Raw genomic sequence first — 13,569 nt, 5'->3', positions numbered from 1 at the left:
TTAAAAATTCGTGGCGGCAGGTAGTGCCGACACGTTAAACGCTTGTAAGAGGTTTTAGAAGACTAACGCAACTTAATGTTGCAATGCCTAAACCGTTGACGACAAGAATCACCTTGCTTTAGCTGGGTGAGCTTCAATATTATATGCAGGCACGTTTAGTTAATCCGGCTGTCGGCGGTTATCCGATGCATAATGCGGAAGGGCGCATTTATTCTAAAGATCTGTATATACGGGAGAAGTAAGTTATTTGATCCACCACAGCCCTGAACAGGGCTGTGGTGTTGGGGCGCAGACTTCAGTCCGCATTTTTTGATTTTGTTCAGATAAGCAGACCATGCGGGACTGAAGTCCGCCCCCCATAGTATTCGGGTAATAGATGATCACTTCTATCAACTTGTTATCACCTGAGCCAGCTACATGAGCCAGCTACATAAGCACAAATCAGTTTAAATTATCAACCATTTCTGTCACCAGAATAGAGGCGTTTTTCGCGGCAATCGGCAGGTACTGCTCAAAGGATAACTCTGATTTTTTCCCGGCAATATCTGATAATGAACGAATGATCACAAAGGGGACGTTGAATTGGTAACATACCTGAGCGACAGCTGCCGCTTCCATCTCACATGCCGCCATTGTGGGGAAATTTTGACGTGCTATTTCCGCTTTCTTCGGGTCCGCCATGAAAATATCACCGCTACAAATTAAACCCTGAATGATTTTCGCGTGGGCGGTGCTTTCAGCTGCTGTTTGCGCAATAGTTATCAGGTTTTTATCCGCCGGAAAAGCCGCGGGTAACTGCGCCATTTGCCCGATTTCATAACCAAATGCGGTGACATCAACATCGTGAAAACGCACTTCTGTTGAGATCACAATATCACCAACCTCAAGTGTGCTATCGAAACCGCCGGCGGATCCGGTATTGATGATATAATCCGGGGTAAATCTTTCCAGCAATAATGTTGTTGCCACGGCGGCCGCAACCTTACCTATTCCTGATTTGGTAACGATGACCTGTTTACCGTTTAACTCACCCTGATAAAACTCACAACCTGCAATGACGGTTGTTTCCATGTTCGTTAATGCCGCTTTAAGGATGCTGACTTCTTCGTCCATCGCGCCAATAATGCCTATTTTCATCTGTTCTGCTCTTTGTAATAAAAAAATAAGGCTAATGCTAACATAAACTCTCTCATATCCGCACTCTATGGTTTTTTTGTGGCTTGTAAATGTGTAATATCTTGGCCATTAAAAGATTGGAAGCTCAATGATTAGGAAGTAAATAAATGAATGCTCTACTTGAAGATTTAAAAGCGCGGGGATTGGTTGCGCAAACGACAGCAGATGAAGAATTACATGAACATTTATCAAGTGGCTGCAAAACACTTTATTGTGGATTTGATCCTACGGCAGACAGCTTGCATATCGGCAGTTTAGTGCCGTTATTAACATTGAAACGTTTTCAGGAAGCAGGCCATAAACCATTAGCCTTAGTGGGTGGTGCAACGGGTTTAATTGGAGATCCAAGTTTTAAAGCTGCAGAGCGTAAGTTAAACAGCGATGATGTCGTGGCAAACTGGGTTGATAAAATTAAAGTGCAGGTCAGTGCTTTTATTAAATTTGGCGATCAGGAAAATTCAGCCGAGGTGGTAAATAACCTTGATTGGATCGGTAAAATGGACACCATCTCTTTTTTACGCGATGTCGGTAAACACTTCAGTGTTAATGCCATGATTCAAAAAGAATCGGTTAAACAGCGTATTGACCGCGATGGTGCCGGTATTTCATTCACTGAATTTACCTATATGCTACTGCAGTCCTATGATTTTGCAGCGCTAAATAAAGCCAATGGCTGTTCTCTGCAAATTGGCGGCTCGGATCAATGGGGAAATATTACCGGCGGTATTGATTTAACGCGCCGCATGAACCAGGAAAAGGTGTTCGGCTTAACGCTGCCGCTGGTAACCAAAGCTGACGGCACAAAATTCGGTAAAACAGAAGCGGGCACTATCTGGCTAGACGCTGCTAAAACATCACCCTATGCTTTCTTCCAGTTCTGGATCACCACCCTGGATGCTGATGTTTATAAATTCCTGCGTTATTTTACTTTCTTATCGGTTGAAGAGATTGCCGAAATTGAAGAAAAAGATAAAACCATTCAGGGACGTCCCGAGGGGCAAAATATATTAGCGCAGCATGTTACCCGTTTAGTTCACGGAGAAGAAGGTTTAGCTTCAGCTCAGCGTATTACAGAAGCCTTGTTCTCCGGGGATTTAAGTGCTCTGGGCGAATCCGATCTGGCACAGCTTGCACAGGATGGTTTACCCAGCACGAAAGTTGAAGGTGATGAAAAATCTCTGGTTGAATTATTAACCAGTTGCGAACTGGCTAAATCGAATAAAATGGCGCGTGAATTTATTAACAATGGCGCGGTCAGCATCAATGGTGAAAAACACAGCGATAGCGAATTAGTGTTACATAAATCGGATGCGTTATTTGGGAAGTACACAGTCATTAAACGCGGTAAACGCTTATTCAATTTATTTATTTGGAAATAGAGGCATAGACCTATGTTTAAACTTAACAAAGTGACGTTATTAAGTAGTGCATTATTAGCTGTTTTTGCCGGACAGGTATCCGCACAACAGCAGGCAAGTAAACAGGGTGCCGACTTCAGTGACCCTACTGCTGTGTATTCCAAGGTGGGGCTTGGCGGCGGTACTGAAGGTGTGGATGTGTTCGGCGCCCTTGGCGGTTATTTAGGCTGGCAGCTGAAACATCAATTAACTCTGGAAGCAAAACACGATTTAGACTATTACAATCTTAATTATATGGCGTTTAATAACCGCAATAATACGGGGTTTTTAGTAAAAAGCACCTGGAGTGATGAATATAAGGGCAACTCTGTTGATCAAGCTTCTTTTGGTGTGATTAAAAAAATACCGTTAAACAATCCACAATTTACACTCTATCCTGCTATTAATATCGGCATGATGTGGGGAGATAACATTGACAGCACCACGTATTTAGATGTTGAAGCTGCGCTTCGTTATGCGCTATCTGATCAGCTATGGCTGGGCGCTACACCGGGTTATACTTATGCGTTAAAAGGTGTCAATGTAAAGGAATTTAAAGGCACTGTTGATATCGGTTATGAGCTGGCTGAAAATGTAGGGATCTCTGCACACCTTGATGAAGATGCTGAATTTTGGGCTGACTTTACCTTCGCTTTTTAGCTTTTGTTAAGATAGCGCAAAACATTTTTTTAAAAGCCACTATATAGTGGCTTTTTTTTATAGCCAAAGAAAAATAAGATGCAGTTGACCCGGTATATAAATACATTAGGTAATGATCTCAAAACTCGTTACGGAGAAAAAGTACATAAATTAACCCTGCATGGTAATTTTACCTGCCCGAACCGTGATGGCACTCTTGGTAGAGGGGGCTGCACCTTTTGTAATGTGTCTGCATTTTCTGATGAAAGTCAGGCTTTGCAGTCAATTGCCGTGCAGTTAACTTCGCGTGCATCGGAAGTGCAGCATAAAGCCAAAAAATACCTCGCTTATTTTCAGGCTTATACCAGTACCTACGCGGAGATAGAGCAACTGGCTTCACTGTATCAGCAGGCAACCCTTAATAGTAATATCATTGGATTATGTGTGGGTACCCGGCCTGATTGTGTATCAGCAGAGGTCTTAAACCTGCTCAGCAGTTATGTGTTACGGGGTTATGAAGTCTGGTTGGAGTTAGGTTTGCAATCAGCCAATGACAAAACATTAAAACGCATTAATCGCGGCCACGGATTCGGTGAATATCAATCCGTATGTCAAAAAGCGCGGGCACGGGGAATAAAAGTATGTACGCATCTGATTTTAGGGTTGCCGGAGGAGTCTGATAAGGATTATCAGCGGACCTTACAACAAGTTATCAATACAGGTGTGGACGGCTTAAAGCTGCACCCGTTGCACGTGGTTCGGGGAGCGATTATGGAAAAATCCTGGCAGGCCGGGCGGTTAAAAACCTTGTCTTTGGAACAATACAGTCAAAGTGTGGTCAGCTTGATTCGCCATACTCCGGCAGAGGTTATCTTCCATCGAATCTCTGCCACCGCAAAGACAGAACAGTTGTTATCGCCTTTATGGTGTGAAAAACGCTGGCCGGTACAAAATAGAATAGGGCAGCTGTTACATGAATTCGGGGGGCAGGGAAGCGCGCTGTAAAGTAATAAACTCAAGCTACTTCACCAACCAGATGCCTGTATTTTGAAATGGTTTGAGTTTTTTATGATGGTTTTGAGAGGTTAAACTGTGAAGGCCGGCATGTTCTTTTGAGTTCGCTTTACTTATTGATTCGCATCGACTTGTTGATCAGTTAGAATGAAATTTGTTACTGATTATGAGAGAGTCATATGCTGAAATTGATTTCACTTTTTTCTCTGCTTTTTTTGTTCTTTCAAACCCCGGCACAGGGGGCTTTAAAAGAATCAATGCGGCCTGAAAGCATCACTGTTTTTGTAGCAGAAAATATGCCTTATTCAGGATTTAATGCCAGACGGGATGTGCAGGGGTTATTTGCTGATTTCTGGCATGCCTGGTCACAGGATACCGGGATCCCGGTTAAATTTGAACCTTACCATAAGCAGGATATTGTTAAGTTAGTGACGGAAAATAAAGCGGCCGTTTATAGTGGTATCGGCGATGAAATTAGCCTGTTGGAGAACTTACCAAAGTCGACGCTGATGGCGATTACCAGCCAGTTCTATTATTTTCCCTCCCGTTCGGCGCAAATAAGTCCTGCGCTGGCGGAAAAAAATCATCCTGCTATCGTGGGGGGGGTGCTGCCCAATGCGGATCAACTGCCTCTGTTCCGCAATACTCCGAATCTTATTTATAAAGAGTATCCCGGCTTGTTTGAAATTTTGATTGATCTTTTCAGCGGTGATATTGATACTTTTGTTTTATTCACTGCTAATCCAAACAGTCAAACCTGGTTGGATAAGCTTTTACTGCTTGTATTCAATAAAACAGAACTGCAGCCATCAACAAATTCTCTGTTTGCTTATACTTCAGCGCAGCAGCAAAATTTTTTAGACTGGATTGAGTGGGGTAAGCAACTTGATCCTATGGCGGATAAAATAACTTCAGCGGTTGCTAAAGCAAATCACCCTTTATGGGGTGCTTCTTCAGAGATGGTTAGAAACCTGCTGATATTTTTTTGTATTGGTACTTTTTTCATGGTTTATAGCCGCAATAGACGTATTCAGGATGATCAATTTGACGATGTTGCAGATTCTTCACCTTATCCTTTAGTTGTTTTCTCCTTAGATGGAGAAAAAATTGTTTATGCCAATGATGAAATTAAAAGGTTATTCCCTTTTAAAAAAAATAAAAAAAACTACCTCTTTAAAGAACCTGAAAATCAACTCTTATTATCTCGCTTAATCAATAACGCAAGTCATCAGACAAAGATTGAAAATTCACAAATTCGTTTAATGGCAGATGATGATTATCTGGATATAGAAGTTTCAACGAAACGTATTCATTATAAACGTCAAACCGCCTGGTTATGCCATTTGAAAGATGTAACTGAGTTATTGGAAGTGCAGCGTCAGTTGGATGAGCAACGTGAATTTCTGAGGGCAGTATTAGCAGCTATGCCTGAGCAAGTTATGTTTAAATCTCCGCAAGGAAGAATTATTACCTGCAATAAGTCATGGGCGACAGCGCATAAAACTGACATTAAAGATGCGACGGGGCGAAGTGCTGAAGCATTCGTACCCTCAACTGACAATCAAAAAGAAGCTTCAGTTTGGGAAGGTGAAACCTACCAAGCGCAGGAATGGATTGAGCACGATAACAAATTATGTTTATTTAATAGTTGTCAAATACCTCTATATGATAAGCAGCAACATGTATTTGCGATGTTAACTATTGATCATGATATTACCGAGTTACATAAGCTCAATAAGCAAATCTTCAGTGAAAAATCTCAACGTTTAGATATAGATAAAGAACTTATCCAGCAGGGGCTTATATTGAAGGTACTGCTGGATAAGGGGATTGATCCTACGGGCTTGATTGATGAAGAGGGGCGGATAATTGCAGCTAATAAACATTTTGCTAAACTGTTCGCTGTTGATCCTGAAAGTATTGTTGGAATGTCACTTAATGAGCTCCACTCATCCGATCAGACGGATTGGGCAGAGCGTTACAATCAGGATATTATCGACTCAGGCAGCGCGGTCTCCTTTGAGGAGGTGATATTTTGCGACGGTAAACATACCAGCTATGAAGTACATAAGGAACAGGATAATGAGTCACGCTTTGTGATTATTATCGCGCAGGATATCTCGGCACGTAAACAAGCAGAAAAGCTTATGCATCAGGCTGCAGAAAATAGTAATCAACAAGTTTTGGTCGATAAACTAACCAATATTGCTAACCGTTATGCCTTTGATATTCAGTTAAATCAACAGTGGTCTGTCGCAGGGAAAGAGCAGGAATTATTATCTTTGCTGATGTGTGATATTGATTTCTTTGACACCTACAATAATAATTATGGTCAATACAGGGGGGATCAGGCTTTGCAGACTATTGCCGCTACATTGGAAACTAAAAGTGAAGCGTTAGGTTGTTTTGTCGCAAGGTATGGTGGCTCAAAATTTGTGCTACTAATCAAAGGCGGTAACGCAACAAAAGCATTAAAAATTGCCGAAGAGATACATCTCGATGTTGCGGAGTTAAAGTTAGAGCATGATTATTCTCCAGGCAATGGTTTTCTGAGTGTCAGTATCGGCTTATCAAGCCTTTTTCCGAGCGAGCTCACTACACCTAAAATGTTAATTGCCGAAGTTGAAGCCGGTTTGTATGATGCTCAAATGGCTGGACGAGATCAGGTCGGTATACATTAATCTGGGAGCAAATGCTCCCAGATTATAAGCGTTATTGTTTATGCGGAGTAGCCATTTTTTATACCTTTAGTGGTGATTGCAACAGCATCGTGCGCATGTAAGCTTTCGTAGTGGTTGACGCGTAACCAGAAATCATCAAATTTAGTTTGCTGGTGAAGAGCATACTGTAAATGTCTGGCTGCATCTTCACAAAACATTAAATTCTGGCCGTTTAGACGTGCAAACTCCTGTTCGTCTTCTCTTTTTACTGCGGCTTGAACCGGTGTTTTCAGCGTATTTTCAACTAAATCAATTAATTCAATAACAGGAAAAGAGGAATTTGATTTATTTAGCTTAACTTTTATCTCAACAATACTGCGCTGACTGTGCGGGGTGGCCACAATACCTTGTGTAGAGCCCAACCACTTTAATATCTCATCTTTGCTGATTTCGCTCTGCTCTTGGTATTTTTGAGAAAAAGCTTTTTGGATAAGTTGGCGGGCTAATGCTGCAGAGCACGGACAGGTCGAAGAGTAAGGTACGTTTACCTGCAGTTCAAACTCAAGATTGCCATCGTTAAGTCGGCCGATAATAATAACCGGGTAAGCTTTCCAGCCGCGTTTCTCGCTAATTAATGATTTACGGCGCAGGTGATAGTCAAAGGAAAATTTAACAAAAGCCTGCTGACTTAATTCATGGTGACTGGCGATAAAACCGTGGAGTAAGTCTGTCAAGGTGCCGAGTGTTAATTCAGACTCTGTCGATAGTTCATCAAGTTGCAGATATAAGCGGGACATATGAATCCCTTTTGCCTGTGGATCACCAAGATTGACAAATACTTCAGCACTTGCACTTACTTGTTGTGGCGGGCAATCATCAGTTTGAACCATAATAGGTAATTCAATATTACTCATTCCAACTCGATCTAGTTTACCTTCAGTCTGAGCTTGTGCACTATTTGCGATATCTGGCATTGCCATTAAGAAAAACTCCAGTAAACATGCAACTGCATGTATTAAAATATAGAAATTAAAAGCGTGCATTATAGACTTGTTACGGAGAATTAAAAACCATGAAATGAAAAGGTTTACTTTAAATGCCCAAAACAAGTTTTTTTTTAAAAAAAAATGATTACACTCCGGTGCCGTGCTTGGAGCTTTATCGCGGTTTTATTGCTAAAAACTGTATGAATGCGATCCGCTTAGCGTATCCTATTTTTACATAAATCAGTTGGTTAGGTATACAATAACCATTTTATGTTTGGCTATCTTTTACTCTATGGGAGTTTATGTGCGACTGTTTAATCTTAAAACATGGGTTCGTTATTATGTTGCTTTATTAAAACGTTTAGGGGTGTTTCGTTTTAGTTTATTACTCGCGATTGCCATTATAAGTGCAGATTCTGCGCTGCAGATATTACTCGCGATCTATTTTGATGAGCCCTTAAGTATAGCGGATGCTTCCCGTTCAATTATGATAGGGCTGATCATAACCCCCTGGGCTGTGTATTTTTTGACCGTTGTAGTGGGGGATCTGGAAGAAGCGCGGGAGCATTTAGGTAACACTGTCGCCAGTCTGCAGGAGATGCGCCAAAAAGATCTGTTGAAAACCCATGCATTAGAAAAAGAAATTATTGAGCGTAAAAAGAGCCAGCATGAACTTGTGGAAGCCGCGATTTTATTAAAGTCCTTTATCAATACCTCTCCGGATTTGGTTTTTCACCGGGATTTAAACGGCCGCTTTGTCAGCTGTAATAAAGCGATGGAGAAGCTTACCGGGAAAACGGAACAAGAGTTGATAGGTTTGACTCCTTTTGATATTTTTCCTGCTGATTATGCGCAACAAGTTGTCGCCCGGGATAAAAAAGTTAAACAGCTAAAACAGGAACAAATTCATGAGCATTGGCTGCATTTCCCGAATGGTCAAAAAGCTTTTTTTGAAGTCAGGGCACTGCCGCTTTTTAATAGTGAGTCGTTGTGTACCGGTATTATTGGTTTTGGCCGGGATATCACTGAGCGTAAAAAATATCAGGAGTCGATAGAGAAAAATATCCGTCATAAAACGGAATTTATTTCAACCATCAGTCACGAATTACGTACTCCGTTAAACGGGATAGTTGGCTTAAGCCGTATGTTATTAGATGAGCAGCTAACCGCTGAACAGACTAAACATCTTAAAACTATTCATATCAGCGCTATCACCTTAGGTAATATCTTTAATGATATTGTTAACCTGGATAAATTAGATCGGCAGCGCTTAAATTTGGTTGCTAATAATATTAACATGCTGGATTTTATCAGCGATTTGAAAAGTTTGGCTTTTATTCAGACTGAGCAGAAAGGCTTAACCTTACAGTTTGAACAGCAGGGGGATTTTCCTGATTATGTTGAGGCTGATGATACGCGTTTAAGGCAGGTTTTGTGGAACTTGATCAGCAATGCCGTGAAGTTTACCCAATTAGGCTCGGTAAGTATCCGCTGTTGGAGTAAGCCTGTTAATTTGGATCAGGTTGAACTCTCTTTTGAGATTGAAGATACCGGTATTGGCATCCCCGAGAATCAACTCGATAAAATTTTTGCAATGTATTATCAAGTCGAAGGTAATACTTTTGCAACCGGGTCCGGGATAGGACTGGCCGTTTCAGCGAAAATTGTGGAGGCGATGGGAGGTATCATCACCGTTAGCAGCAAACTTGGTCAGGGCAGCACCTTTAAGTTGAGCTTAACGGTTAATCGCCCGCAAACAGAACATCAGGAACAGCAAATTCTGGCTGATTTACCTAAGCTTTCAATTTTACTGGTGGAAGATATCGAGCTTAATATTCTGGTGGCTAAATCCTTATTAGAAAAGCTCGGTCATAAAGTGGATAGTGCAGTCAATGGAGCACAGGCTCTGGATAAGGTTAAGCAGAACAGTTATCAATTGATCCTGATGGATATTCAATTACCTGATATGGATGGTTATCAGGTCACTAAAAAATTACGCGAGATACACGGGCAAAAATTACCGCCTATTGTCGCACTGACGGCCAATGTATTTGCTGATAATAAAATGTTTATCGCGCAGGGAATGGATGACGCGTTAGCTAAGCCACTGAGTGTTAAACCGTTAAATGCAATGATTAACAAATTATTTAAGCAGGAAGGTGGTCACCAGCACATTGAACCTTTATCAAAAAAGCAAATTGCGCAGCAGGCTGATACCTTGTTTGATCGGGAAATGCTTGTCGATTTGATGGACTTTTTACCAACCTCTGTGATTCTGAACAATATTCTTTTATTTGAAAAATTACTGCCGGAATACCTTGATGTTTTGGATTCTAATATGATTGCAAAAGATCAAAAGGGTATCGTTAGTGAAGCGCACAAAATCAAGGGCGCAGCCGGCTCAGTAGGTTTAAAGCGAATCCAGCAGCTGGCGCAAAAAATACAATCACCGGATCTGCCTGCCTGGTGGGATAATATTGATGACTGGGTAGAATTAATTAAGTCTGAATATGAAAACGATGTCACCATTTTAAAAAAATGGGTGGTTGCTAATGGTAAATAATGACCAGCGAATTTATCTTAAATATCGCAATTAATATTTTTAATCAGTGAGCTTTAAACAGAGAATATAAAATGGACAATAAAACACAGAGTGAAGAAAACTGGCTAAAAGCAGTTATAAAGGAAAACTTTGCGGAGCAGAAAAGAAGTCGCCGTTGGGGAATTTTCTTCAAATTTTTAACTTTCCTTTATTTGTTTGCTGCAGCGATCATCTTTTTTAATAGCAAAACAGGCACATTCAGTGATCTGCATAAAGCGCCGCATACCGCTATGGTGCAGATAAACGGTGTGATTGCCGCAGATCAAGATGCCAATGCGAATAATATTGTCACCGGCCTGCGTGCGGCATTTGAAAATGAATTCAGTCAGGCGGTTATGCTGGCGATAAACAGCCCGGGCGGAAGCCCTGTTCAGGCTGGATATATCTCTGATGAAATACAACGTTTGCGCCTTTTATATCCCGCTAAAAAAGTCTATGCAGTGATTGCGGAAATAGGCGCTTCCGGGGGGTATTATATTGCCGCGGCAGCAGATCAGATCTATGCCGACAAAGCGAGCCTTGTCGGTTCGATAGGGGTGACCGCATCCAGCTTTGGTTTTGTGGAACTGATGAAGAAAGTCGGTGTTGAACGCCGTCACTTTACCTCTGGTGAGCATAAGGCATTTTTAGATCCTTTTTCGCCGAGCAAGGAAAAAGAACAGGATTTTTGGCAGGAAGTATTGGATGTAACCCATCAGCAGTTTATTAATGTGGTTAAAACCGGACGTGGTGCTCGTATTGATACCGAGAAAGACGGTGCGGCGCTGTTTTCCGGTTTGATTTGGAATGGCGAGCAGGCTCTCGCGTTGGGGCTAATCGATGGTTTAGGAAGCCCGGGGTTTGTTGCGCGAGAAATTATCAAAGCAGAACCGATCGTTAATTATTCAGTACAACCATCCGCTATTGAAAAATTAACTAAAAGCTTAGGTGTTTCTATAGGCTCTGGTTTAGCGAATCAGTTAAGTAGTGATCAGAGCCTTATCAATTTAAATCTTTAAAGAAGATAGTGGTTACAGCAGTAAGCGACCTCAGGACGCAGGAATCTGCATCTGAAGTCGTTTGGGGTAAGTACCCAAGTATAAGTTTTCCGGCACTTTTTAGCCATTGGCTTTCGCTGGTGCCGTTTTTTTAAACTATATGGCGCTCTAGCGTTTATTCAACGCTTTCAAGCGTAACTCATCTTTTTGATAACGACCCATTGTGGCAGTGTATCTCGCCTGATCTAACGGATTATCCGTGTGGATCAACGCACTGCCCATTTCTTGGGTAGCTTCTCTAAAGCGTCCCTGCAGCGCTAAATATTGCGCTTTACTATAGTGTTCTTTAGCGCGATTTTTTAATGATTTATAAAGGTCGATGGCGATTATCTGCGCCAAAATATGCTCGGGGTGGCTGCGTATAAATAATTCCAGAATCTTTTCTGCTTGTGCATATTGTTTATTTTCCTGCAGCGCTGTAACTAGGTTAATGGTATAAACCGGATTATCAGGGGATCTCTTATATAACTGCTGCAGCCTGTTTATTATCGGCTCCGGTTTCTTTAAAGCCAGTGCGGTATCCGTGGCAAGGTCAATATAAAATAAGTTGTCCACCTGCTGCTGCAGTAAACCATCAACAATTTCCTGAGCCTGCGGATAATTCTTATTTTCAAAATGTGCCAGAGCGAGACCATATAAAGCGGCCTCCTTGATCTGATATTTTTGGTTTTTAAGCTGGCTTTCATATAAATTAATCGCTGCACTCGGTGTTATATTGTTAAAGCGCACGGTAATGCGTACTTTACTGAGTTGATAATCTAAGCTGTTGCTGTAGTTTTTTGCTTTGTATTGGCCGGCACGTAAGCGTGCTTCAGATAAACGTGTTTCAGGTAACGGATGCGTAGATAACATCTGCGGAGGTAAGCTTGCATATTTATATTTTTCCGCGAGTTTACTGAAAAATTGCGCCATACCGTTGGGATCATAACCCGCATCGGCTAATGTTTTTATTCCTAGTCGGTCTGCTTCATATTCATGGTCTCGAGTATAATTAATCTGTGACTGCATAGATACTGCCATGGTTGTGGTTAATGCAGCCATACCCGCAGCAGGTGAAACCAAAGCCAGTAAAATTGAGCCGGCCATTGCTGCCAATGATGCAGGGTTACTAAATGACTGCTGTTCCAGCATGCGGGCAAGGTGACGCTGGGTTATATGGGCAATTTCATGGGCAATAACACTCGCAAGCTCACTCTCATTATTTGCATATAAAAATAATCCCGTATGGATTTTTACATTACCACCTAAAAATGCGGCCGCATTAATCTCATTGTCTTCGATGAGAAAAAAATTAAATGGCATTCTGACTGAGTCTGCGTTGGATACTAAACTCTGGCCAAGCTCATTGATGTAATAATTGAGCAGCGGATCATGAATAATGGGTAAGCCCTGATTGGCCATTAATTTAAAGGCCCAGCCATACTCCTTTTCTTTGTCTATGGTCAATGCGCCGGCGCCGGCAGTGCCAATATCCGGCAGCGAATTTGTTGAACTTGCTACACCTGAAAAAAAAGAAAAGAAAAAATAAAGAGAAAGAATAAGCGTTTTCTTCAGCACGGTAACCACTCACAGTAATAATATATTGATAAAATCATAAACAAGCACCACTTTATTGCAAGTGGAGATTGTCTTATCTGATTGCAAAGGTAATAATCAATTTATTAAAAGCTTCTTTATCTTGTTGATTGATAACAAGCCAGAATCTAATATAGTGATTAATGCCAAAATAAATAATAATAGCCTGCGCTCACTTAATTGTGCAGTTCAGCGCGTTGAGGTTGAGTTACTTAGGGGCTATTGACCATTATGGAAATATTAGATTTACAAAATATGCGCTGTCCCATGTCACTTATAAAATTGAAACGTTATTTATTATTACATCATACTCCTTCCACTAAACTACAGGATCATCAACTCTGTCTGCTCTTTTCCAGTCAGCAGGCAATGCAGGATATAACCCTGTATCTTGATAAAAAAATGTATGACTATTCAATAATCGCAGGGCATAACCAAGTTATGCTGGTTATGAAAATCAATGCCAACAACTTATATTAAGGT

At 41.3% G+C, this 13,569-nt stretch carries 10 protein-coding genes; 7 read left to right on the top strand and 3 right to left on the bottom strand.

Going from position 1 to position 13,569, the window contains the following annotated elements:
* Positions 1–441: 441 nt before the first annotated feature.
* Positions 442–1,137 (bottom strand): 5'-methylthioadenosine/S-adenosylhomocysteine nucleosidase, encoded by a 696-nt coding sequence (gene mtnN, locus ABZA00_RS05290; protein ID WP_372881097.1) that lies wholly within the window; start codon positions 1,135–1,137, stop codon positions 442–444.
* 146 nt (positions 1,138–1,283) lie between these two features.
* Between mtnN and tyrS the strand changes: the two genes are divergently transcribed.
* The 4 genes from tyrS to ABZA00_RS05270 all read left to right on the top strand — a co-directional run bounded on the left by tyrS (position 1,284) and on the right by ABZA00_RS05270 (position 6,907).
* Entirely contained in the window at positions 1,284–2,555 is a 1,272-nt protein-coding gene (gene tyrS, locus ABZA00_RS05285) for a tyrosine--tRNA ligase (protein WP_372881096.1), read from the top strand.
* A gap of 12 nt (positions 2,556–2,567) precedes the next feature.
* On the top strand, positions 2,568–3,233 hold the full coding sequence (locus ABZA00_RS05280; protein WP_372881095.1) for a hypothetical protein: 666 nt from the start codon (positions 2,568–2,570) through the stop codon (positions 3,231–3,233).
* A 78-nt stretch (positions 3,234–3,311) separates the two neighbouring features.
* Positions 3,312–4,217, top strand: a complete 906-nt coding sequence (locus ABZA00_RS05275) for a TIGR01212 family radical SAM protein (protein ID WP_372881094.1) — start codon at positions 3,312–3,314, stop codon at positions 4,215–4,217.
* A 188-nt stretch (positions 4,218–4,405) separates the two neighbouring features.
* On the top strand, positions 4,406–6,907 hold the full coding sequence (locus ABZA00_RS05270) for a diguanylate cyclase domain-containing protein (RefSeq protein WP_372881093.1): 2,502 nt from the start codon (positions 4,406–4,408) through the stop codon (positions 6,905–6,907).
* A 38-nt stretch (positions 6,908–6,945) separates the two neighbouring features.
* On the opposite strand, the gene folE2 is transcribed toward ABZA00_RS05270, so the two are convergent.
* A complete protein-coding gene (gene folE2, locus ABZA00_RS05265) occupies positions 6,946–7,866 on the bottom strand; it encodes a GTP cyclohydrolase FolE2 (protein ID WP_372881092.1) in 921 nt (306 codons plus the stop codon).
* A 310-nt stretch (positions 7,867–8,176) separates the two neighbouring features.
* Here folE2 and arcB point away from each other — a divergent pair, with 310 nt between their 5' ends.
* Complete coding sequence (gene arcB / locus ABZA00_RS05260) at positions 8,177–10,435, top strand: aerobic respiration two-component sensor histidine kinase ArcB (protein WP_372881091.1); 2,259 nt, start codon at positions 8,177–8,179, stop codon at positions 10,433–10,435.
* A 71-nt stretch (positions 10,436–10,506) separates the two neighbouring features.
* Positions 10,507–11,472 carry a S49 family peptidase gene (locus ABZA00_RS05255; protein WP_372881090.1) on the top strand — a complete coding sequence of 322 codons (966 nt, stop codon included), beginning with the start codon at positions 10,507–10,509 and terminating at the stop codon, positions 11,470–11,472.
* A gap of 147 nt (positions 11,473–11,619) precedes the next feature.
* Here ABZA00_RS05255 and ABZA00_RS05250 read toward each other — a convergent pair whose 3' ends face one another.
* Complete coding sequence (locus ABZA00_RS05250; RefSeq protein ID WP_372881089.1) at positions 11,620–13,068, bottom strand: M48 family metalloprotease; 1,449 nt, start codon at positions 13,066–13,068, stop codon at positions 11,620–11,622.
* Positions 13,069–13,317: 249 nt separating this feature from the next.
* Between ABZA00_RS05250 and ABZA00_RS05245 the strand changes: the two genes are divergently transcribed.
* Complete coding sequence (locus ABZA00_RS05245; RefSeq protein ID WP_372881088.1) at positions 13,318–13,566, top strand: sulfurtransferase TusA family protein; 249 nt, start codon at positions 13,318–13,320, stop codon at positions 13,564–13,566.
* Positions 13,567–13,569: the final 3 nt, after the last annotated feature.

Origin of the sequence: Psychromonas sp. (genome assembly GCF_041586535.1) — a bacterium.
In the GTDB taxonomy this organism is placed as follows: Bacteria; Pseudomonadota; Gammaproteobacteria; order Enterobacterales; family Psychromonadaceae; genus Psychromonas.
Note: the sequence above shows the minus strand (reverse complement) of the source record. Positions and strands in the feature narration are given on the sequence as shown.